The organism is Krasilnikovia cinnamomea (assembly GCF_004217545.1).
GTDB classification, from domain to species: domain Bacteria; phylum Actinomycetota; class Actinomycetes; order Mycobacteriales; family Micromonosporaceae; genus Actinoplanes; species Actinoplanes cinnamomeus.
The window spans coordinates 2423427-2443649 of record NZ_SHKY01000001.1; the positions used below are offsets into that span (position 1 = coordinate 2423427).

Sequence of the window (20223 nt, forward strand, 5' to 3'; positions counted from 1 at the left end):
CCACCAAAAAGTCAAGGCGACACGCAGGGGATTCGTGGCATTTCCCCCGAATTGGTTATTTCCGCGCTACTTGCGGGACGCCAGGGCCCGGCCGAAGAACGCCAGGTTCGCCGGGCGCTCGGCCAGCCGGCGCATCAGGTAGCCGTACCACTGGTCCCCGTACGGGACGTACACGCGCACGGTGTAGCCCGCGGCGGCCAGCCGGGCCTGCTCGTCGGGGCGCACGCCGTACAGCATCTGGATCTCGAACTCGGACGGGTCGCGGTCGAACCAGCGGGCCCGGTCCTCGGTGATCGCGATCAGCCGGGGGTCGTGGGTCGCCAGCATCGGGTAACCCTCGCCGGCCATCAGGATGTTGAGGCAGCGCACGTACGACTTGTCCACGTCCAGCGCCGACTGGAACGCCACCGACTCGGGCTCCGCGTACGCGCCCTTGCACAGCCGCACCCGCGACCCGCTGGCCGCCAGTTCCCGGCAGTCCCCCTCGGTGCGCCGCAGGTACGCCTGCAGCACCGCACCGGTCGCCGGGTGGTCCTTGCGCAACTCGGCCAGGATCTCCAGGGTCGAGTCCGTGGTGGTGTGATCCTCCATGTCCAGCGTCACGGTGGTGCCCGCGTCGGCCGCCGCCGCGCAGATCGCCCGCGCGTGCTCGTACGCCGTACGGTCATCGACCTTCTGCCCCAGCGCCGACAGCTTCACGCTGACCTCGGTCGCCGGCGTCAGGCCGGTCTCCTTCAGCCGGCCCAGCAGCCGCAGGTACTCATCCTTGGTCGCCTCCGCCTGCTCGGCGGTGAGGGTGTCCTCGCCCAGGTGGTCGAGACTGACCGCCAGGCCGTCGTCCGCGAGTTCGCGGCTGACCCGCAGGGCGTCCTCGGTGCCGTCACCCGCGACGAACCGGTGGACGATGTTCTTACTGATGGGGGCGTTGGCGACGAACCGCTCCATCCGGGCGGAACCGGCGGCGGCGAGGATGACGGATCGGAGCATGGGCCGAGCGTATCGCCCACCTGCCCGGTGCCTGCGGCCAACGGTCACCACCACGGGCGCGCCCGGTCGTGCCCATTCGGACGCGGCGGCGACGGGCTCGCATTGGCTACGGTTGACGGGTGAACTTCGACGCGTACGCGCGCACTGCCGTGGATCTCGTCAACGCCGGGCTGGACGACTTCGAGGGGCTTCGCACCCTGTTCACCGAGGACCAGGCCTGGATGTGCGACGAGGTCGTGGAGAAGGACCTGCCGGTCTTCCGCCGTGCGCAGCGCCGCCTGCGCGACATCTTCGAGTACGGCACCTCCGGCCGGGACGCCGAAGCCGTGACGGAGCTGAACGCGTTGCTGGAGGCGTTCCCGGTGCAGCCGCGCATCTCCGGGCACGACGCCCATGACTGGCACATGCACGTCACCAGCCGTGGTGCCTCGGTCAGCGCGGAGTTCCTGGCCGGCGCGGTGTGGGGCCTGTCGGTCTGGCTGTGCGAGTACGGCAGCGCCCGCTTCGGCATCTGCGCCGACGACCGCTGCGGCAACGTCTACCTCGACACGTCGTCGAACAACTGCCGCCGGTTCTGTTCGGAGCGCTGCGCCACCCGTTCCCACGTGGCCGCGCACCGCGCCCGCAAACGCGCCGCCACCATGACCCTTTCCCCGGCCGACGCCGGGGCCACGGTCTGACGCCCTCGCCGCCCTGACGCCGGGATCAGCTCGGCAGCGGGGCCGGGGAGTCGGCGGCCGCCAGGTGGCGACGGGCGAATTCCAGGGATTCGCGCAGATCCGCCTCGCGGACGGCCCGGCTGGTGACCTTGCGGGTGGAGACCTCCAGGGCGACCGAGCCCCGGAATCCGCGCGGCGCCAGCGAACGCAGCAGTTCCGCGCAGGGCTGGGCACCCCGGCCGGGCACGAGATGCTCGTCGCGCCCCTCGCCGGTCCCGTCGCCGAGGTGCACGTGCTTGAGGCCCGCGCCCATCCGCTCGGCCATCTCCATCGCGTCGCCGCGGGCCGCCGCGCAGTGCGACAGGTCGAGCGTGTACGCGTCGTACCCGGCCTCGGTGGGGTCCCAGCCCGGCACGTACGGCACGAAGGTCCGCCCGGCCATCCGCACGGGGTACATGTTCTCGATCGCGAAGGTCGTGTCGGGGTGCCGGGCCTGCACCTTGGCCAGGCCGGCCGCGAAGCCGCGGGCGTAGTCGCGCTGCCAGGTGAACGGCGGGTGCACCACCACGGTCGGGGCGCCGAGGGTCTCGGCCAGCTGGGCGGCCCGGTTCAGCCGCTCCCACGGGTCGGGGCTCCACACCCGCTGGGTGACGAGCAGGCAGGGGGCGTGGACCGAGAGCACCGGGACGCCGTAGTGGTCGGCCAGGCCCTGCAGCGCGCCGGCGTCCTGGCTGACGGCGTCGGTCCACACCATGACCTCGAGACCGTCGTAGCCGACGGTGGCCGCCATCTCGAAGGCGGCCGCGGTGGGTTCGGGGAACACCGAGGAACTGGACAGGAGCACGGGGACGCGGAAGGCCACGGGACCAGGGTAGACCCGCGACGCGCGCCGCTCCGGAGTCGATCAGGACATAACCCGTCAAACAGGTCGACATCCCGCACCCGGATTCACCCCCGCGTACGCTGTCAGGGGTGAGCCGCAAGACCCCCGTACGCATCACCCTGGATTCCGAGGCCGCGCGCGATCGTGAGGTCGAGCTCGACTTCCCTCGCGAGTGGATCGAATTCGTCGACCCCGCCGACGAGCAGCATGTCGTGCGCGCCGACCTGACCTGGCTGCTGTCGCGCTGGACGTGCGTGTTCGGCTCCGCCTGCCACGGCATCATCGCCGGACGCGCGCGGGAGGGCTGCTGCTCGCACGGCGCCTTCTTCACCGACGCCGACGACGAGCACCGGATCAAGGCCGCCGCCGCCAAGCTCACCCCGCAGACCTGGCAGCACTACCGGCGGGGCTTCAAGAACTACACCGAAATGGACACGGTCGACGGGACCAAGCCGTCCCGGCGTACCGCGACCCAGCCCGACGACGGGCCGTGCGTCTTCCTCAACGACCCGGACTTCCCCGGCGGCGGCGGGTGCGCCCTGCACGCCCAGGCCCTGCGCGACGGCCGGCATCCGCTCACCTACAAGCCCGACGTGTGCTGGCAGCTGCCGGTGCGCCGCGAGCAGGACTGGATCAAGCGCCCCGACGGCACCAAGGTGCTGCAGAGCACGCTGGCGGAGTTCGACCGGCGCGGCTGGGGCCCCGGCGGCCACGACCTCGACTGGTGGTGCACGTCCTCCCCGGACGCCCACGTCGGGACGGAACCGATGTTCCGCAGCTACGCGGCCGAGCTGGCGGCGCTGGTCGGCGACGAGGCGTACACCAAGCTGGCCGAGCTGTGCGAGGCCCGCCTCAAGACGGGCCTGGTGGCGGTGCACCCGGCCACCACGGCCGCGGCACGCCTGCGCAAACGAGGCTGATCAGGGCTCGAACTTGTAGCCCAGGCCGCGCACGGTCACGATGTAGCGCGGCGCGCTGGGCTCCGGTTCCACCTTGGACCGCAGCCGCTTGACGTGCACGTCCAGGGTCTTGGTGTCGCCCACGTAGTCGGCGCCCCACACCCGGTCGATGAGCTGGCCCCGGGTCAGCACCCGGCCCGCGTTGCGCAGCAGCAGCTCCAGCAGCTCGAACTCCTTCAGCGGTAGCTGCACCGAGGAGCCGTCGACCGTGACCACGTGCCGTTCGACGTCCATCCGGACCGGTCCGGCCGCCAGGGTCGGGGTGCTGACCTCCGCCGCCTCGCTGCCGTGCCGGCGCAGCACGGCCCGGATCCGGGCGACCAGTTCGCGCGGCGAGTACGGCTTGGTGACGTAGTCGTCGGCGCCGATCTCCAGGCCGACCACCTTGTCGATCTCACTGTCCCGCGCGGTGACCATGATGATGGGTACGGCGGAGCGCTGCCGCAGTTGACGGCAGACCTCGGTGCCGGACATCTCGGGCAGCATCAGGTCGAGCAGCACGATGTCGGCCCCGGTCCGGTCGAACTGCGTCAGCGCCGAGGTCCCGGTCGGCGCGACCGACACCTCGAACCCTTCTTTGCGCAGCATGTACGACAGGGCGTCGGAGAACGATTCCTCGTCCTCGACCACGAGCACGCGGGCCAAAGCGGTTCCTTCCGTCAGTCGGTGGCGGGGTCAGCGGCCCGTCGCACCGGACTCGATCTCAGTCGCCGCGGGTAACGGCAGCGGGGACTCCGGGGGTCGCGCGGGTAGGCGCAAGGTGAACGTCGAGCCACCGCCCAGTGTGCTGGAGACGTCGACGCGGCCACCGTGGTTGGTGGCGATGTGCTTGACGATGGCCAGACCGAGGCCGGTGCCGCCGGTGGCGCGGGAGCGGGCCTGATCGGCACGGTAGAACCGTTCGAAGATCCGGTCGAGGTCGTGCGGGGCGATGCCGATCCCCTCGTCGGCCACGTCGATCTCGATCCAGTCGTCGCCCGGCCGCACGGCCAGCGACACCTTGGTGTCCTCCCCCGAGTACGCGATGGCGTTCTCGACCAGGTTGGTCACGGCGGTGGCGATCTGGCTGTCGCTGCCGTACACGGTGGCGCCCTTGGGGCCGGTGTATTCGACGTCGATGCCCTTGGCCGAGGCCGTGGTGCGGGTCCGGTCGATCACCTCGGCGATCACCCAGTCCAGGGCCACCGGTTCGGGGGTGGGCAGCGGCTCGGCGCCCTGCAGCCGGGTGAGTTCGAGCAGCTCGTTGACGAGCCGTCCCATCCGGGCGGACTCGTGGTGGATGCGCTCGGCGAAGCGCCGGGCGGCCAGCAGGTCCTCGCTCTGCGCGTCCGGCGCGGGTTCGGGCAGCTCGGTGGCGTCCAGCAGGGCCTCGGCCAGCAGTTGCAGCGCGCCGATCGGGGTCTTGAGCTCGTGGCTGACGTTGGCCACGAAGTCGCGCCGGACCCGGGCGAGGCGGTGCGACTCGGTCACGTCCGCGGCCTCGACCGCGACGTGTGTGGCGTTGAGGGCCACGGCGCGCAGGTGCAGCCCGAGCGGCGCCGACGCGCCGCCCGCGCGGCCCCGCGGCAGGTCGAGCTCGACCTCGCGGCGCACGCCGGTGCGCCGGACCTGGCCGGCCAGCGTACGCAGAATGGGGTGGGCCGCGATCGTGCCCGGCGCCCCGCCGGAGCGCAGCAGGCCCATCGCCCGGGCGGCGGGATTGACCAGTACGGGCTCGTCGTCCGCGTCGAGCACCACCACCCCGACCCGCAGCGAGTCGAGGCTCCGGCGGCCCAGCCCCTTGAGGCCGGTCTTGCCCTGCGGCTGCCCTTCGTCCATGTCGACGGCACGTCCTCCTCGCGGGTCGTCCGCGCCGCCCGTCCCGGCGGTCGCTCGGGCGGACCGGCGGCCGCGGGCGAGCAGCATCCCCGCCGCCACCCCGAAGGCGAGTGCGGCGAGGAGGAGGCCGACGCGGTACACCCAGTCCACGCAGCGATCGTAGGGTCATTGTTTACCTGACCCGTCAGAAAATTTGGACAAATCCGGCACCGGTCAGGGAATGTTCACCGGCCCGCCCGGCTTCGTTCACCGCCGTTCACGTCCGCGCCGCACCGCACCCCTAGCGTGGGGCCTACCCAGGCCGCCGCCTGTCGACAGCGGCGGCCCCGAGATCCGGGACGAGAAGATGCGCGCAGAGTTTCATGCCGATCTCATGGAGGTCAATCGGCTCCTGGTCACCATGTCGGAGGCGGTCCGCGCCGCGCTGACCAAGGCCACCACCGCCCTGCTGACCGCCGACCGGGCCGCCGCCGAGGCGGTCATCGGGCGCGACGAGGAGGTGGACGACATGTACCGCCAGATCGAGGCGCTGGTGTCGGACACCATCGCCCGGCAGGCCCCGGTCGCCTCCGACCTGCGTACGGTCATCACGGCCCTGCACATCTCCGCCGACCTGGAGCGGATGGGTGACCTAGCCGAGCACGTCGCCAAGACCGCGGCCCGGCGGCACCCGTCCCCGGCCGTCCCCGCCGAGCTGCGGCCGGTCTTCCGGCAGATGGCCGACGTGGCCGGCCGGATGGCCGAGAAGATCACGAACCTGCTGGCCGAACCGAACGCCGAGGTCGCCGCCGGGCTGGAGAAGGACGACGACGCGATCGACGACCTGGAACGCGACCTGTTCGCGGTACTGCTGGCCGAGGACTGGCCGTACGGCGCCGAGACCGCGATCGACGGCGCCCTGCTCGGCCGCTTCTACGAGCGCTACGCCGACCACGCCGTGAACATCGGCGAGCACGTCGTCTACCTGGTCACGGGCGAGACGGTGGCCAACTGACGGTCCCCTCCACGGGCGAGACGGTCAGCTGCTGACCGCCGCCCGAAAGGGCCGCCGGGGCGGGCCCGCGTTTCGCCGCCCGCCCGGCCGCCCAACACCGCGGCCGGGGCGCTCCCGCAACGGGACGCGACCCGGCCGTGGTGTCTCAGCGGCCCTGGTTGGCGACCGCGGCGGCGGCCTCCTTGGCGGCGTCCGGGTCGAGGTACTCGCCGCCCGCCCTGACCGGCTTGAGGTCCGCGTCGAGGTCGTAGCGCAGCGGGATGCCGGTCGGGATGTTCAGCTTCGCGATCGCCTCGTCGGAGATGCCGTCGAGGTGCTTGACGACCGCGCGCAGCGAGTTGCCGTGCGCGGCCACCAGCACGGTGCGCCCGGTGAGCAGATCCGGCACGATCTGGTCGTACCAGTACGGCAGCGCGCGGATCAGCACGTCCTTGAGGCACTCCGTGCGGGGCTTGAGCTCGTCCGGCAGGGTCGCGTAGCGCGGGTCGGCGACCTGCGACCACTCGTCGTCGTCCGCGATCGCGGGCGGCGGGACGTCGTACGAGCGGCGCCAGAGCATGAACTGCTCCTCGCCGTACGCATCCAGCGTCTCCTTCTTGTTCTTGCCCTGCAGCGCGCCGTAGTGGCGCTCGTTGAGCCGCCAGGACCGGCGCACCGGGATCCAGTGCCGGTCCGCGGCATGCAACGCGATCTCGCTCGTGCGGATCGCGCGGCGCAGCACACTCGTGTGCACCACGTCGGGCAGCAGCCCGTGCTCCTTGAGCAGCTCGCCGCCGCGGCGCGCCTCGGTCTCACCCTTGGCGTTCAGGTCGACGTCGACCCAGCCGGTGAAGAGGTTCTTGGCGTTCCATTCGCTTTCGCCGTGCCGCAGCAGCACCAGGGTCCCCACAGTCATGAGGGTCATCCTGCCCCAGGCCGGTTGCGGCCGTGCGCGGACCCGGTAGTGGCGACCACCACGTGGAAACCCCGCTGCGCGGCAAGATCACGGCCGATAGCGTGTAAGGCAGCGATGGCGTATCGGTGCTTACGGGAGTACGGGGGTGGGGGCGTGCCGGGCTGGCTGCGGCAGGCCGCGGGTGGATTGCCGCGGCCCTACTGGTTCCTCTGGACCGGGACGCTCATCAACAAACTGGGCGCCTTCGCCATCGTCTACCTCGCCATCTACCTGACCGCGCACCTGCACTTCAGCCAGACCCAGGCCGGTCTCGTCATCGGCGCGTACGGCGCGGGCGGCGCGCTCGGCACCCTCACCGGCGGCGTCCTCGCCGACCGGTGGGGCCGCCGGCCCACGCTGCTGACCGCCCAGTTCGGCACGGCCGCGCTGATGCTGGCGCTCGGCTTCGCCCAGGGCTTCTGGCAGCTCGCGGTCTGCGCGTTCCTGCTCGGGGCGTCCGCCGACGCGGCCCGGCCGGCGTTCCAGGCCATGATGATCGACGTGGTGCCCCCGAAGGACCGCCTGCGGGCCTTCGCGCTGCACTACTGGGCGGTCAACCTCGGCTTCGCGTTCGCCGCGATTCTGGCCGGGTTCGCCGCCCAGGCCGACTACCTGCTGCTGTTCGCCATCGACGCCGGCACCACGGCGGTCACCGCCGTCACCACGCTGGTCTTCCTGAAGGAGAGCCGCCCCGCGCTCGCGCCCGCGACCGGGGTCTCGCCGGGCCGCCCGGCCGGCCTCCGCGCGGTCCTGCGCGACCGGGTCTTCCTCGGCTTCATCGGCCTCAACCTGCTCATCGTGCTCGTGCTCATGCAGCACATGTCCACGTTGCCCATCACCATGACCGCCGGCGGACTCAGCCCGGCCACGTACGGCTGGGTCGCCGCGGTCAACGGCATCATGATCGTCGCCGGGCAGCTCTTCGTCCCCCGGCTGCTGGCCGGGCGCCAACGGTCCCGGGTCCTGGCCATGGCCGCGCTGCTCATCGGCGCCGGCTTCGGCCTCTGCGCGTTCGCCGGCACGGCGTGGATGTTCGCGGGCACCGTGGTGATCTGGACCCTGGGCGAGATGATCCAGTCACCGTCCAACTCGGCGCTGGTCGCGGAGCTGTCCCCCGCCGCGCTGCGCGGCCGCTACCAGGGGATGAGCTCACTGTCCTGGTCGGTGGCGACCGCGCTGGCGCCGATCCTGGGGGGCTTCGTCCAGGAACACCTCGGCGACTCGGCGCTGTGGCTGTCCTGCGCCGGGCTCGGCGTCGTCGTCGCCGCCGGGCAGCTCGCGTCCGGCCCGGCCCGGGAACGACGCGTGGCCGCGCTGCGGGCCGCCGCGGCGAGCGCCGCGTCCGCCGTGGTCGTCGCGCGACCGCGCCGCGCGGTGCCGCGGGAGAAGGTCAAGGAAGTCGCCTGAGGCCAGGCGGGTCTCGGACCAGCGGCCGCCTCTGGGCCAGCCGGTCCGTGGAGCCTCGGGGCCAGCCGGGCCGTGGAGCCTCGGGGCCGGCCGGGCCGTGGACAGGAAACGGCGCCGCCCAGTGCCGGACGGCGCCGAAGTTGGCGCCGGCGGCGGCGGACGACACCCATCCCCATAGGCGCCGCCCGCACATGCCGCCGGTCTCGGGTCGCGCCGTCCCCCAACGGCTCATGCCACCCGTCCCCGACATCGAACCGTGGCCACCGTTGCCGGTGGACCCGTTCCCCGAACTGACGGTTCGATGTCCATTGACCACGCTAGTTCGGCCGGTCAACTGTCACAAGCCAGTTGGCTGTCTGCCATCTGTCTGAACCGTCACAGCAGGCGACAGATGCATCAAACATCACGGAAGAACCGCCGATTTTGCGGTCCACCGGGCGCTCGACAGTGATCCTTACGAGCCAGCGGGTACCGGACAATCGTACGGTCCGGTGTCCTTCCCAAGGCAGGCGCGACACGCGAACAGTCGCCGAACGCCGGCGAAACGGCCGACCGAGGGTCAGTCGACCGCGGTGGAGCTGTCCGACGGGGCCGGGCTGTCCGACGGAGCCGGGCTGTCCGACGGAGCCGGGCCGTCCGACGGGGCGGCGAAGTGGGCGAACGCCTGCAGGTTCGCCAGCGACTCGCCGCGCTTGACCCGCCACTGCCACTCGCGGCGGATGGCGGTGCCGAAACCGATCTCCAGCATCGTGTCGAACGACTCGTCCGCGTACGTGACGACCGCGCCGAGCAGCCGGTCCAGCTCGTCCTCGTCGAGGCCGGTCAGGCGCACCCGGCCGGTGAGATACACGTCGCCGGCCGCGTCGATGGAGAACGCGACGCCGTACATGCGGGCGTTGCGGCGCAGCAGCCAGGCCCACAGCTGCTCGTGGTTCTCGTCGGGGCGGCGCATGACGAACGCCTCGACGCGCAGCGCGTGCTCGCCGACGATCAGGTTGCACACGGTCTTCAGCTTGTGGGTGCCGGGCAGGGTGACCGCGTACCCCCGGTCACCGGTCGGCTCGCACGGCAGCTCCCGCTCGGCACAGACCCGCTCGATGAGCGCCGCGTACTCGCCGGTCGGGCCCTCGCTGCGGTCGGTCATGCCAGGCAACCGGTGAGGCGGGACGCGATGAGGGCGCGGTGCTCGGTCACGGCCTCACGGTAGACCCGCAGCAGCCCGTCGGCCGTACGGTCCCAGGAGAAGTCCGTCGCGTGCCGTACCGCCCCGGCGGACAGCTGTGCGCGCCGGTCCGGGGCCCGCAACAGCGCGGCTAGCACCCGGGCCCAGTCCCGCGGGTCGTGCCCGTCGACCAGGGTCCCGCTGGTCCCGTCGCGGACGGCCGTGACCAGTCCACCGACGGCCGCCGCGACCACGGGCGTGCCGCAGGCCTGCGCCTCCAGCGCCACCAGCCCGAACGACTCGCTGTGCGAGGGCACGGCCACCAGGTCGGCGGCCCGGTACAGCGCGGCCAGCGCGTTGCCGGTCTGCGGCGGCAGGAACCGCACCGCGTCCGCGACACCGAGGGCGGCGGCCTGATCCATCAGGGAGGTCGGGCGGTCCAGGCCGCTGCCGCTGGGCCCGCCGCAGATCACGACGGTCACCTCGCGGGCCAGCTCGGGGTCGCGGCGGCGCAGCTCGGCCAGGGCCGCGACGAGCACATCGGGACCCTTCAGCGGCTGGATGCGCCCGACGAACGCGACGACGAGCCCGCGCTCGGGCAGGCCCAGCCGGCGCCGGTCGGCGGCACGGGTGGGGCGGGGCCGGAACCGGTCGAGATCCACGCCGGGCTGCACGACGGTGACCCGGGTGGGTTCGGCGGCGTAGTGGCCGACCAGATCCTGCGCCTCGAACCTGGTGTTGGCCACCAGCGCCTGCGCCTCGCTGATGACCTGCTCCTCGCCGATCACCCGGGCCTTCGGCTCGGGGCGGTCGCCCTCGGCGATGAACCTGTTCTTCACCTTGGCCAGGGTGTGCGCGGTGTGCACGTGCGGCACCCCCCAGCGCTCCCCGGCCAGCCAGCCCACCTGCCCGGACATCCAGTAGTGCGAGTGGATGAGGGCGTAGTGGCCCGGGGCGCGGGCCGCCTCGGCGCGCAGCACCCCGTGCGTGAACGCGCACAGCTGCGAGGGCAGTTCCTCCTTCGACAGCCCTTCGAACGGGCCGGCGGTGACGTGCCGTACGGTCACGCCCGGCGTCATCTCGACCACCGGCGGCAGCTCGCTGGAGGTGGCGCGGGTGAAGATCTCGACCTCGACGCCCCGCGCGGCCAGCCGCTTGGAGACCTCGACGATGTACACGTTCATGCCGCCCGCGTCGCCCGTGCCGGGCTGTTCGAGGGGCGACGTGTGCACCGAGAGGGTGGCGATGCGTCGGGGGGTCGGCCAACGGCCAGCGGCCGGCAGCTCAGCCACGTCGAATCCCTTCAGAGCGGAAAAGTGACGTGCAAGTGTTACGCCGTCGTTCATCTTCCCCATCGACCCCAACTCCTCCTATCCCCAGGGCGCGCGGGGTGACCCAGCTCTCTTACCGAGCTGAGCCTGCCCTGCCGCCACGGCGGTAGGAACGCCTGGCGGTGCGCGGGTGATCCAGCTCTCCCCGCCGGGGTGGCCGGGTCGGCGGGACGGCCCTGCGGCAGGATCGACCCATGGTGCAGAAGAACATCGCCGTGGTGACCGGCGCCTCCAGCGGCATCGGGGCCGCCAGCGCCCGCCGGCTGGCCGCCGAGGGCTTCCACGTGGTGGCCGCGGCCCGGCGCGCCGACCGGCTCGACGCCCTGGTCGCCGAGATCGGCGCCGACGCGACCGCGGTCGCCTGCGACGTCACGGCCGACGACAGCGTGGCCGCGCTGGCCGCCGCGGTGCGTGCGCTGGGCGCGCCGGTCACCCTGCTGGTCAACAACGCGGGCGGGGCCCGCGGCGCGGACCCGGTCGAGGCGGGCGCGGTCGCGGACTGGCAGTGGATGTACGAGGTGAACGTGCTCGGCACGCTGCGGGTCACCCAGGCGCTGCTGCCGGACCTGGAGTGCAGCGGCGCCGGCACGATCGTGACGGTCGGCTCGACCGCCGCCTTCACGGTGTACGAGGGCGGGGCCGGGTACACCGCCGCCAAGCACGCGGAGACCGCGCTGGTCGGCACGCTGCGGCTGGAGCTGGCCGGGCGGCCCGTCCGGGTCGTCGAGATCGACCCGGGCATGGTGCGCACCGACGAGTTCGCCCTGAACCGGCTCGGCGACCAGGCCAAGGCCGACGCCGTGTACGCGGGCGTCCGGCACCCCCTGGTTGCCGACGACATCGCGGACTGCGTGGCCTGGGTGGCGACCCGCCCGCACCACGTGAACGTGGACCGGCTCGTCGTCCGCCCGATCGCGCAGGCGGCGCAGCACAAGGTGGCGCGGGACCTCTGATGGCCAAGCCGGTCGGGGCGGTCACCCGGGGGACCACGAATCCCAACCGGCTGCGCCGCGTCGACGCCTTCCTCGCGTACCGGTGTGGGGCGCTGCTGGCGGACGCCGAAGACCCGCTGGTCGTGGACCTGGGGTACGGCGCGACGCCGGTCACCGCGGTCGAGCTGTGGGCCCGGCTGGCGGCCACGGTGCGCCCGGACGTGCGGGTCGTGGGGTTGGAGATCGATCCGGAACGGGTGGCCGCCGCGCAGCCGGACGCGGACCCGCCCGGGCTGGAGTTCCGGCGCGGTGGGTTCGAGCTGGCCGGGCTGCGCCCGGTGGTGGTGCGGGCGTTCAACGTGCTGCGCCAGTACGCCGAGGACGAGGTGGCCGCCGCGTGGCGGGCCATGACCGCCGGGGGTGCGTTCCTGGTCGAGGGCACGTGTGACGAATTGGGCCGGATCGCCACGTGGGCGTGCGTGGACTCCACCGGACCGCGGTCGCTGACGTTCTCGGCCCGGCTGGCCGCCCTGGATCACCCGGCCACGTTCGCGGAACGGCTGCCCAAGGCGCTGATCCACCGCAATGTGCCCGGCGAGCCGGTGTACGACCTGATGCGGGCGCTGGGCCGGGCATGGGACTCGTCGGCGACCCCGTTCGGGGCGCGGCAGCGCTGGCTGGCGACCGTGGCCCGGCTACGTGACGAGGGGCTGCCGGTGCTGGACGGCCCGGCCCGCTGGCGGCTCGGTGAGCTGAGCGTGCCCTGGCCGGAAACGGCGGCCGGGCCGATCCTCCACTGAGGACCGGCCCGGCCGTGATCGCGTTGCGTGTTACTCGCTGATCGTCACGTCGAACCGCGGGTCGGCAGCGACCTTCCGGAACGCCGCGAGGCTGCTGGCGGTGGAGTCGACCGCGATGTTGCGGTCGCCTTCGTTGTCGGCGGCGGTGTCGAAGTAGACGACGGCCTTGACCTGGGGGTGCTGGTCCAGTTCGGGCAGCACGGTGTTGAACGCGGCGGACTTGTCGGTGGGGTACTTGACGCGGTGGTACATGCCCCACTCGGCCAGCATGATGGGCTTGCTGGGGTGGTTGGTGACCGACCAGTCGTAGAAGCCCAGGCCGCCGCCGGTGGGCTGGCGGTCGAGGATGTCACCGAAGTCGCCGTAGTGGTAGTAGCCCTTCTCGACGCTGACGTAGGAGTCCAGGCCGATCCAGTCGACGACGTCGTCGCCGGGGTAGAGGTCCTTCCACCAGGACTGGGCCATCCACTTCTCGTTGCCCATGTAGGCCAGCACGTTGATCGCGTTGGTGACGCCGTTGGCGCGCAGCCGCTCGATGACGTGGCGGTACATGTTGGCGTAGTCCTTGGCGGTCATCCCGGACCCGGCGGTGGGGTTGACGTCGTTCTCCGGCTCGTGGTGCAGGGCCAGGTAGAACTTCTGCTGGTAGTTGGCCTTGACGTACTTGGACCAGTTGTCGATGCGGGTGTCCTGCTGCCCGGCGGCGACCTTGGCCCAGGTGGTGCCGTAGGCGACCTTCCAGTTCAGCAGCAGCACGCGGGGCTTGGCCGGGTCCTGGGTCATCGCGATCTCGGCCTTGGTGGGGAACTGCTCGTCGCCCTTGTGGTAGGTGTGGAAGATCGCCGCGGTACGGCCGGTCTTCGCCTCCCAGTCCTTGAGCGCCTGATCCCGCGGCGTGTCGGTGAAGCCACCGGCGGCGGCACCCCACAACACACCACAGCTGGGCACCAGCAACGCGTCGGTCACGCACTCCTGGGTCGGCGGCGTGGTCGGCGGCGTCGTCGTGGGCGGCGTCGTCGGCGGAGTGGTGGTCGGCGGCGTCGTGGGAGGCGTGGTCGGCGGCGCCGTGGGAGGCGTGGTCGGCGGCGTCGTCGGCGGCGTCGTGGGAGGCGTCGTCGGTGGCGTCGTCGGCGGAGGGGTCACCACGGTGCGGCTCCAGTTGACCTCCAGCTGCGGGCCGCCCGTCGTGTCGTCGCCGTACTCGGTGGCGTACAGGCGGGTCACGTCCGTGGTCGACGCGGACTTGAGCACGAAGGCGTACGTGCCGGCCTTGGTGACCCACTTGGACACGTCCACCTTGAGGATGGTGTCGGTGGTGGCGGGCTTGATCGTCACGGCCGTGGACGACGCCGCGGGCGCGGTCGCGGCGGTGATCTTCGACTCGGTCCACGACGTGCCGACCGGCTGCACACTGAAGTTCGCGGCGACGGGCGTGCCGTTCAGCGGCAGCCGCAGCGTGGCGTTCTTGACGACCGCGCCGCTCGGCAGCGCACCGGTCGCGAACTTCACATAGGACAGACGCGTCTCGCCGTCCGCCTTGCCCACCACGAGCTTGTCGGCGCCGCCGAAGTTGGTGCTGCGCCTCGTGCTCGAGGTGTATGCGTCGTCGGTGGCCCACTTCGACACGGTGCCCGTGGTCGTCGTGGCCGCGGCTTCGGCGGTTCCCGCCACGGCGAGCCCACCGCCCACCATGGCACCGGCAACGGCGGTAGAAAGGATTACCCGCCTGGCGTCCATCAGTTCCCCCTGACTCGTGGATCGCTTGTGCCATCCACGGTCGGGAGCGGTGGGTGCGCGTCCGGGCTCCGAACAGGTGCAGGCAAGGTGCACCGAAAAGCAGGGTGGAATGCGGCCGCTGACGGGGCTCTCACCCGTACGGCCGGGACGATCCGGCGGCCCCCTGCGGGCGCGGATCACCGGGACGAAACCTCCGGTGGCCTTGATCGGCACCGGAGGATCAATCATGAGCGGATCAAGATGCGGCGCAGCCCACCCTGCCGGCACCTACAGTCCGGCGGGGTGGGCTGCGGTTCGGCTGTCGCGGGTCAGGCGGTGGAGGGTGCCTCACCGGAGATGACGGTGTGCAGGGTGTCGATCAGCACGTCCGAGGTGAACGGCTTCTTGATCAGCACCGCGTCGCCGGGGATCAGACCCTGGTCGACCGCGATCTCCTTGAGCAGGCCCGACACGTAGACGACGGCCATCGTGGGGCGCAGCTCGGCCGCGGCGTGGGCCAGCTCCCCGCCCGACACGCCGGGCAGGCCGAGGTCGGTGACCAGGATGTCGATGGCACCGTCCTGGCTCCGGCAGATCTCCAGGGCCTGCTCGGAGTTGCCCGCGACGAGGGCGCGGAAGCCGCGGCGCTCCAGCATGCGGCGCATGATGTCGCGCAGGTCCTCCTCGTCGTCCACGACGAGGACGGTGGGTTGTGCCGGAGCCTCCGTCATGGGGCCTCCCCCGAGTCACCGCGAAGTGCGGACCCGGATCCCGGGCAGGCCCGCCCGGATGCCCGCCTCCGCCCTCGCGGCGCGAGGTCAGAGAGCCAGGGTCCAGGAGTCAAGGTACCCCGTACGGGCGCCGCGCGGGTTCGTGATCCGCAGCGTCCAGGTGCCGTTTCGCCGGTACGAGCTGAGGTTGAGCCGGTACGTCATGACCACGTTGCCGTCGCGGGCGGTGGTGGTGGCGGTCTTGAGAACCCGGGTCCGGCCGCCCGAGGTGACCAGCACGGCCACGAAGCGAGCGCGGTACGGACTGCGCACGCGTACGGTGACCGACGAGGTCGTCGACGCCCGGCCCGAGCAGGTCGAGACGGCCCGACCGCGCTTGACGGTCTGGCCACCCCTGATGGCCACCCCGCTGGCGTTGGTGAACGGCCCGCACTGCGGCGCCTTCGGCGCGGGGGCCCGCGTCGGCGTGGTCGGCGCCACGCTGTCCGCCCCGGTGTAGAGCAGCCGGTTCGGCGAGCCCGTCCCGGGGCTGGTCACGACGTTGGTGGTGGTCGTGCCGACCAGGTCGTCGCGCACCTGGGCGGGGCTCCAGCTGGGGTGGGCCGCGAGGGCGAGCGCGGCGGCGCCCGCGACGTGCGGCGAGGCCATCGAGGTACCGCTCAGGTCGGCCGTGGCCGTGTCGGAGTTGTGCCAGGCCGAGGTGATGTCCACGCCGGGGGCGAAGAGGTCGACGCAGGTGCCGTAGTTCGAGAACCACGCGCGGGCGTCGTCGGAGCCGGTGGCGCCGACCGTGATCGCGGCCGGGGCGGAGGAGGGCGAGTACTGGCAGGCGTCGGCGTCGCTGTTGCCCGCGGCGACCGCGTACGTGATCCCGGCGGCGATCGAGTTGGCCACCGCGGCGTTCAGGGCGGTGCTGCGCGAACCGCCGAGGCTCATGTTGGCGACCGCGGGCTTGGCCGCGTGGGTGGTGACCCAGTCGACGCCCGCGATGATCGCCGAGTAGGACCCGGAGCCGTTGCAGTCGAGCACCCGTACGCCGACGAGCTGGACGTCCTTGGCCACCCCGGTGGTGGTCCCGCCGATCGTGCCCGCGACGTGGGTGCCGTGGCCGTTGCAGTCCTGGGCCACCGAGTCGCCGTCGATGAAGTCCCAGCCGTTGCGGGCCCGGCCGCCGAACTCGGTGTGGCCCAGCCGGATCCCGGTGTCCAGCACGTACGCGGTGACGTTCGAGGCGGAGCGGTAGGTGTACGAATCCGACAGCGGCAGTGCCCGCTGGTCGATGCGGTCCAGGCCCCACGCCGGGTCGCTCTGCGTGTCGGCCAGCGAGATCTTTGCGTCCTGCTCGACGTACTGGACGGCCGGGTCGGCGGCGAGGCGGGCGGCCTGGGTGGCGGTCATCCGGATGTGGAAGCCGCGAACGGCGGTGAGGTAGTTGTCCTCGATCTCGCCGCCGTACTTGCGGGCCATCTGCTGGGAGGCGGAGGTGACCTGTTCGGCGGCGGCCGAGTCCGGCTTCAGCACGACGATGTAGCTGTTGCTGATCGCCTCGCCCGGCTCGGCGGCCAGCACCGTGCCGGTGGGCGCGGTCGGCGTCTCGGCGAGGGCGGGGCCCACGGTCGCGGTCAGAACGGCCGCGGTGGCCAGGCCCGCGGCCATGGCGAGTCGGGCGATGCTGATCATCAAGCTGCTCCGTCTCCGCCCCGCGCGAGTGGCTCCACGGGAGGCCTGTCGAGAACAAGTCGCAGCTCAGCGTGCCGATCGGCGGGAAGGCGCCGGTGCCCACACGGGTGCGGGCGGGTAGCGATCCGGCCTACCCCGGGTCCGCCGGATCGCTAAGCCGGCCCCGTGATAGGCCGAACGTGGGGTCAGGACCGCCGTACCGCTATCGAAGGAGCCCCAGGATGAGCGCCACCACCCTGTCGCCCGAGATCGTCACCGTCGCCTCGCTCGCTGAGCGCTGCGACCGCTGCAGCGCTGCGGCCAAGCTGGAGGTCACCATCGCCGGCGGCGGCACGCTGGCGTTCTGTGGGCACCACGGCAACAAGCACGCCGCGGACCTGTCCCGGGTGGCCGCCCGGGTGGCGGTTGAGCAGGGCTTCGCGTGGGCGGGCGAGGTTCGCACAGCGTGAGCTGTTGACCACATCCGTGGCGTTATGATCGATCCCTCACTTCCGGGCGGATAGGCCCGTAATAGAGGGGCTTTGTCAGTGCGGATCGCGGCGCAGGACGTGGGTCGGCTGTCCCGGGTGCTGTCCGGGTGCGCCGGAGCCACGGTCGCCGCGTCCGCCCTGATCGTGCTGCTCAGCTTGGATCGGTCGGCGGCCTGGGAGCTCGTCGCCGTACCGGCCGCCGCCCTGGTCACCGGGGGTCTGGCCCTGCTGCTGCACGTGCTGCCGGGGGCCGGTCCGGCGCTACGCGCGACGGCCCGCGCCCTGGGCGCCGTCACCGCCGCCATCGGCCTGGCGTCCCTCGCCCGTTATCCGGCGGCCGGGATCGCCGCCTTCCTCATCGGGCTCGCCCTGGTCGGCATCGACGTCCGGATCCGGCTGCGGCCCGGCGCGGCGGCCCGCTTCCGCGTGGCCGACGCGCTGCTCGGCGCCGCGGCGATCGTCGCGCTGGTCGCCCTGGTGCCCCGGATGTTCGCGCCGTCATTCCCGCCGGGCCGTGCGCCGGTCGGCGTGATGTCCACGTACGTGGCCAGCGCCCTGCTGATCCTCGCCGCCGGTGCGATCCTGGCCCGCCCGGAGGCTGGCCCGTTGCGGACCGCGGCTCCGGCCGGACCGGGCACCACGGTGCGCCACGTGCTGCCCCTGCTGGTCGCCGTTCCGGTCGTCGCGGCCGTGGTCAGCGCGCTGGCGGGCCGGGCCGGCGTCAGCCGCCCGGTCGCCGCGATCAGCACCGGCGTCATCCTCACCGCGCTCGTCCTGCTGGCACTGGCCGGCCGCCTGGTGCGTTCGCTGGACGCCGCCGACCGGCGCCAGCGTGACCTGGTGGCACAGCTGCGCGACCGCGGCGAGTACGCCGACACCCTGCTGCAATCGATCAACGAGGCCGTGATGGTGCTCGACGCCAACTACCGGGTGCTCGACGTCAACCGGCGCTGGCACGAGCTGTCCGGCCGGCCCCCCGAGGACGAGCTGGGCCGACGGCCGGACGGCCTGCCCCCGGTCCGCAGCGGCGAGTGGATCGGGGAGATGCGGGTCCGCCGCCCGGACGGCGCGGACGTGCCGGTGCTGGCCACGATGGCACCGATCCCGGACGCGGAGGGCCAGCCGCGCGGCTACGTCGCCACGTACGTCGACATCGCCGAGCGCAAGCGGGCCGAGCAGGCCCTCACGGAGCGCGCTGGTGAGCTGGAGCGCAGCAACGTGGGGCTGCGCGAGGCGAACACGAGGCTGGAGGAGGCCCTGGCGTTCAAGAACGACCTGACCTCGATGCTGACCCACGACGTGGCACAGCCGATCAGCTCGATCGCCAGCCTGGCGGAGCTGCTGGCGGCGGACTGGGCGGAGCTGCCGGAGGACATCCGGCTCGAACTGGCCACGAAGATCGACAAGAACACCCGGCGGCTCATCAAGATGATGAACGACCTGCAGTTGCTGTTCCGGCTGGACACGGGCACGGTGACCGCCCGGCGGACCCCGGTCCCGCTGCGCGAGGTGGCGGAGACGGTCGCCGCCGACACCGCCCCGGACGCCGAGATCGACATCGAGGACGAGCTGGCGGCGCTCGCGGACCGCGGCCACCTGGAGGCGGTGCTGCAGCACCTGTTGAGCAACGCCGTGGCGTACGGTGACGCACCCGTGCAGGTGCGGGCGTGGCGGCTGGGCGAGGGGGTCGAGCTGATGGTCCAGGACCGCGGCCCGGGCATTCCCGAGGAGCTGGTGCCCCGGCTGTTCGACCGGTTCGCGCGGGGCTCCGGGCTGGGTCTGTTCATCGTGCGCCATCTGGTCGAGGCGAACGGCGGCTCGGTCCGCTATGAGCGGGCCGAGCCGCGCGGCGCCCGGATGGTGCTCGCCCTGGAGGAGGCGGCGGTACGCGGCTGAGCGTGACCGCCGCGCCCGCTCAGTAGTCCAGGGCCCCGCCCCGGTCCGCTTCGTTGATCATCCCGTCGCCCCAGGCATCCTGCGCGGACATCCGCTGCCCGCCCATCGGGGCGCTGCCGTGCCCGCCCATCGGCATGCTCCCGGTGCCACCGGTGGCCGGCCAGGTGCCCGCGGCGCCACCGCGGATCGGGCGGTTGCCGGCGATGCGGCGACCCGGTGCCAGCACATCGTCGAGGTCGGTCGCGCTGTGGATGCCGGGCGCCGAGGTGATGTCGACGATCTCGTCCGGGGCGTCCGGTCGCCGGGCGGACATGTCGCTGCGGCCAGTGGCCGCGCGGTTCGCCTTGATCCGGGCCGCGACCGACGCGGGCGACGCGAGATCCGATCGGTCGCCGGGGAGCCGCTTGGTGCTCGCTCCGCCGAACGCGGCGGTGCCGGCCAGCTCGCCGGACTCGATGAGGTACTTGAACTCCTCGAGATCCATCTTGAGCCGGCGGTTGAGCGTCTCCTGCCCGTGCCGGTCGCTGGGCATGAGGTACGCGATGTCGGCCTCGAGCTGGGCGACCACCTGGGTGCGCATCTCACCCAGCGGCCGGACGGTGATGGTCTCCGCCAGCAGCGGGCCTTCCATCGTCGACCAGGAGACCCGCTCGTCGAGCGAGCACTCCGTGATCTGGGCGTCGAACTCGCGGCGATGGCCGTCGACGTCCATCACCCAGTGAGTCTGGTCGTTGCCGGTCGCGGTGACCCGATGCACGCCGGCCATGAAGCGCGGGTAGTTCTCGAACGTGGCGAGCTGCTCGTACACCATGTGCAGCGGCGCGCCGATCTCGATGGCCTGCTGAACCATACTCATCGCGTCTC

At 72.3% G+C, this 20223-nt stretch carries 19 protein-coding genes; 8 read left to right on the top strand and 11 right to left on the bottom strand.

Features of this window, described 5'->3' with window-relative positions; translation table 11 throughout:
- Window positions 1–66 precede the first annotated feature (66 nt).
- Window positions 67–987, bottom strand: coding sequence for a proline dehydrogenase family protein (locus EV385_RS10815; RefSeq protein ID WP_130509355.1), 921 nt, complete (start codon window positions 985–987; stop codon window positions 67–69).
- A 119-nt stretch (window positions 988–1106) separates the two neighbouring features.
- Between EV385_RS10815 and EV385_RS10820 the strand changes: the two genes are divergently transcribed.
- Window positions 1107–1667 (top strand): CGNR zinc finger domain-containing protein, encoded by a 561-nt coding sequence (locus tag EV385_RS10820; RefSeq protein WP_130509356.1) that lies wholly within the window; start codon window positions 1107–1109, stop codon window positions 1665–1667.
- Window positions 1668–1692: 25 nt separating this feature from the next.
- On the opposite strand, the gene EV385_RS10825 is transcribed toward EV385_RS10820, so the two are convergent.
- Window positions 1693–2508 carry a sugar phosphate isomerase/epimerase family protein gene (locus tag EV385_RS10825; RefSeq protein ID WP_130509357.1) on the bottom strand — a complete coding sequence of 272 codons (816 nt, stop codon included), beginning with the start codon at window positions 2506–2508 and terminating at the stop codon, window positions 1693–1695.
- Between the two features lie 110 nt (window positions 2509–2618).
- On the opposite strand from EV385_RS10825, the gene EV385_RS10830 reads away from it, so the two are divergent.
- Window positions 2619–3449 carry a DUF3109 family protein gene (locus EV385_RS10830; protein ID WP_207229797.1) on the top strand — a complete coding sequence of 277 codons (831 nt, stop codon included), beginning with the start codon at window positions 2619–2621 and terminating at the stop codon, window positions 3447–3449.
- Here the strand turns inward: EV385_RS10830 and EV385_RS10835 are convergent, their stop codons facing one another.
- Together EV385_RS10835 and EV385_RS10840 are read right to left on the bottom strand one after the other, a co-directional pair.
- Window positions 3450–4133: a response regulator transcription factor gene (locus EV385_RS10835; protein ID WP_130509358.1), complete on the bottom strand. Its 684-nt coding sequence runs from the start codon at window positions 4131–4133 to the stop codon at window positions 3450–3452.
- Window positions 4134–4163: 30 nt separating this feature from the next.
- Window positions 4164–5456 (bottom strand): sensor histidine kinase, encoded by a 1293-nt coding sequence (locus EV385_RS10840; protein ID WP_423203034.1) that lies wholly within the window; start codon window positions 5454–5456, stop codon window positions 4164–4166.
- A gap of 196 nt (window positions 5457–5652) precedes the next feature.
- Between EV385_RS10840 and phoU the strand changes: the two genes are divergently transcribed.
- A complete protein-coding gene (gene phoU / locus EV385_RS10845; protein WP_130509359.1) occupies window positions 5653–6300 on the top strand; it encodes a phosphate signaling complex protein PhoU in 648 nt (215 codons plus the stop codon).
- 145 nt (window positions 6301–6445) lie between these two features.
- Here the strand turns inward: phoU and EV385_RS10850 are convergent, their stop codons facing one another.
- On the bottom strand, window positions 6446–7204 hold the full coding sequence (locus tag EV385_RS10850) for a phosphoglyceromutase (protein ID WP_130509360.1): 759 nt from the start codon (window positions 7202–7204) through the stop codon (window positions 6446–6448).
- Between the two features lie 144 nt (window positions 7205–7348).
- On the opposite strand from EV385_RS10850, the gene EV385_RS10855 reads away from it, so the two are divergent.
- A complete protein-coding gene (locus EV385_RS10855) occupies window positions 7349–8641 on the top strand; it encodes an MDR family MFS transporter (RefSeq protein WP_242624820.1) in 1293 nt (430 codons plus the stop codon).
- 559 nt (window positions 8642–9200) lie between these two features.
- Here the strand turns inward: EV385_RS10855 and EV385_RS10860 are convergent.
- Both EV385_RS10860 and mshA read right to left on the bottom strand, forming a co-directional pair.
- Complete coding sequence (locus EV385_RS10860; RefSeq protein WP_130509362.1) at window positions 9201–9785, bottom strand: type III secretion system chaperone family protein; 585 nt, start codon at window positions 9783–9785, stop codon at window positions 9201–9203.
- Window positions 9782–11095: a D-inositol-3-phosphate glycosyltransferase gene (gene mshA, locus EV385_RS10865; protein WP_242624821.1), complete on the bottom strand. Its 1314-nt coding sequence runs from the start codon at window positions 11093–11095 to the stop codon at window positions 9782–9784. The genes EV385_RS10860 and mshA overlap by 4 nt, the downstream gene beginning before the upstream one ends.
- A 233-nt stretch (window positions 11096–11328) precedes the next feature.
- Between mshA and EV385_RS10870 the strand changes: the two genes are divergently transcribed.
- Window positions 11329–12087, top strand: coding sequence for an SDR family oxidoreductase (locus EV385_RS10870; protein WP_130509363.1), 759 nt, complete (start codon window positions 11329–11331; stop codon window positions 12085–12087).
- The gene (locus tag EV385_RS10875) at window positions 12087–12866 is read left to right on the top strand and encodes a class I SAM-dependent methyltransferase (RefSeq protein ID WP_130509364.1); all 780 of its coding nucleotides are present in this window, start codon (window positions 12087–12089) and stop codon (window positions 12864–12866) included. Before EV385_RS10870 ends, EV385_RS10875 begins: the two co-directional genes overlap by 1 nt.
- A 30-nt stretch (window positions 12867–12896) precedes the next feature.
- Here the strand turns inward: EV385_RS10875 and EV385_RS10880 are convergent, their stop codons facing one another.
- From EV385_RS10880 to EV385_RS10890, 3 genes are all read right to left on the bottom strand, one after another.
- Window positions 12897–14537: a DNRLRE domain-containing protein gene (locus EV385_RS10880; protein ID WP_278044972.1), complete on the bottom strand. Its 1641-nt coding sequence runs from the start codon at window positions 14535–14537 to the stop codon at window positions 12897–12899.
- Window positions 14538–14911: 374 nt separating this feature from the next.
- Complete coding sequence (locus EV385_RS10885; protein WP_130509365.1) at window positions 14912–15313, bottom strand: response regulator; 402 nt, start codon at window positions 15311–15313, stop codon at window positions 14912–14914.
- An 87-nt stretch (window positions 15314–15400) separates the two neighbouring features.
- The gene (locus EV385_RS10890) at window positions 15401–16990 is read right to left on the bottom strand and encodes a S8 family peptidase (protein ID WP_341273989.1); all 1590 of its coding nucleotides are present in this window, start codon (window positions 16988–16990) and stop codon (window positions 15401–15403) included.
- A gap of 224 nt (window positions 16991–17214) precedes the next feature.
- On the opposite strand from EV385_RS10890, the gene EV385_RS10895 reads away from it, so the two are divergent.
- Both EV385_RS10895 and EV385_RS10900 read left to right on the top strand, forming a co-directional pair.
- Window positions 17215–17442 (top strand): DUF7455 domain-containing protein, encoded by a 228-nt coding sequence (locus EV385_RS10895; protein ID WP_130509367.1) that lies wholly within the window; start codon window positions 17215–17217, stop codon window positions 17440–17442.
- 78 nt (window positions 17443–17520) lie between these two features.
- Complete coding sequence (locus EV385_RS10900) at window positions 17521–19359, top strand: sensor histidine kinase (RefSeq protein WP_130513221.1); 1839 nt, start codon at window positions 17521–17523, stop codon at window positions 19357–19359.
- A 19-nt stretch (window positions 19360–19378) separates the two neighbouring features.
- On the opposite strand, the gene EV385_RS10905 is transcribed toward EV385_RS10900, so the two are convergent.
- A complete protein-coding gene (locus EV385_RS10905) occupies window positions 19379–20215 on the bottom strand; it encodes an SRPBCC family protein (RefSeq protein WP_242624822.1) in 837 nt (278 codons plus the stop codon).
- Window positions 20216–20223: the final 8 nt, after the last annotated feature.

Excerpts from the sequence above, each read along its gene's own strand:
- EV385_RS10905 (WP_242624822.1), bottom strand. The coding sequence starts at position 20,215 with ATGAGTATGGTTCAGCAGGCCATCGAGATCGGCGCGCCGCTGCACATG.
- EV385_RS10850 (WP_130509360.1), bottom strand. The coding sequence starts at position 7,204 with ATGACCCTCATGACTGTGGGGACCCTGGTGCTGCTGCGGCACGGCGAA.
- EV385_RS10815 (WP_130509355.1), bottom strand. The coding sequence starts at position 987 with ATGCTCCGATCCGTCATCCTCGCCGCCGCCGGTTCCGCCCGGATGGAG.
- EV385_RS10895 (WP_130509367.1), top strand. The coding sequence starts at position 17,215 with ATGAGCGCCACCACCCTGTCGCCCGAGATCGTCACCGTCGCCTCGCTC.
- EV385_RS10885 (WP_130509365.1), bottom strand. The coding sequence starts at position 15,313 with ATGACGGAGGCTCCGGCACAACCCACCGTCCTCGTCGTGGACGACGAG.
- EV385_RS10860 (WP_130509362.1), bottom strand. The coding sequence starts at position 9,785 with ATGACCGACCGCAGCGAGGGCCCGACCGGCGAGTACGCGGCGCTCATC.
- EV385_RS10875 (WP_130509364.1), top strand. The coding sequence starts at position 12,087 with ATGGCCAAGCCGGTCGGGGCGGTCACCCGGGGGACCACGAATCCCAAC.
- phoU (WP_130509359.1), top strand. The coding sequence starts at position 5,653 with ATGCGCGCAGAGTTTCATGCCGATCTCATGGAGGTCAATCGGCTCCTG.
- EV385_RS10870 (WP_130509363.1), top strand. The coding sequence starts at position 11,329 with ATGGTGCAGAAGAACATCGCCGTGGTGACCGGCGCCTCCAGCGGCATC.